Source organism: Caballeronia terrestris (genome assembly GCF_001544515.1).
Lineage (GTDB): Bacteria > Pseudomonadota > Gammaproteobacteria > Burkholderiales > Burkholderiaceae > Caballeronia > Caballeronia terrestris.
Genome location: NZ_FCOL02000553.1, coordinates 1 through 793 on the forward strand (window position 1 = coordinate 1; position 793 = coordinate 793).

1 protein-coding gene is annotated in these 793 nt (G+C 58.5%); it reads right to left on the minus strand.

Features of this window, described 5'->3' with window-relative positions; translation table 11 throughout:
- Positions 1-159: 159 nt before the first annotated feature.
- On the minus strand, positions 160-793 hold a 634-nt coding region (locus tag AWB67_RS38895), incomplete at its 5' end, for a sugar phosphate isomerase/epimerase family protein (protein WP_087660940.1).

Here is a 793-nt window from a genome sequence, read left to right on the forward strand (position 1 = left end):
GAACACGACTTTCGCTCTAATTAATCACTTATGACAGATTGGATATGTGGGAGCGTCGAGAGAAGCGGCGCACGGTGAAGACGTTTATTCCTCGCCGCCGCCACATCCGCGGGCCGCATGCAATTCCACGGCCGCACCGCTTAGATCACCCGACGAAGCTCAGTGATGCTCGCGAGCCTTCGCCGCAGCGTTGATGCCGCCGGCCATGAACTCGTGAGCATGCTTGGCCAGGTCCATGCCGTCGTCCCACAAGTTGCGCCAGATGGCCAACGCGTTGGACAGTTGTTCGTTCACGACCGTGGACGAGAAACTCTCGAATGTCACGACCCCCTTGTAGTCGATCATCGCAAGCGCATGGAAGAACTGGGAGAAGTCGATGGTGCCGGAACCGAGATAGCCCCGATTGCTTTCACCGATGTGTACGTACCCGAGGCGGCTGCCGCACTCGAGAATCGGCTGCATGAAATCGGATTCTTCAATGTTCATGTGGTATGTGTCGAGGTGAACGACGACATTGGGCGCGTTGACTTCGTCGAGCATCGCGAGCGCTTGCGAAGCGGTGTTGAGCAGGTTGCTCTCGTAGCGGTTCACGACCTCCAGCCCGAGCGTCACGTCTTTCTTCAGCGCGAAATCAGCGATGCGCTTGAGGGAGTCGACGGCGTTCTGACGCCCCTTCTTCGTAACGGGTGCGTTGTACTTGCCCATCGCACCGTACAGAATCCCCCCGAAGTACTTGCCGCCGATTTCCGACGTGATGGCGATGCCTTGTTCCAGCAGCGCGACACCGCGAGCG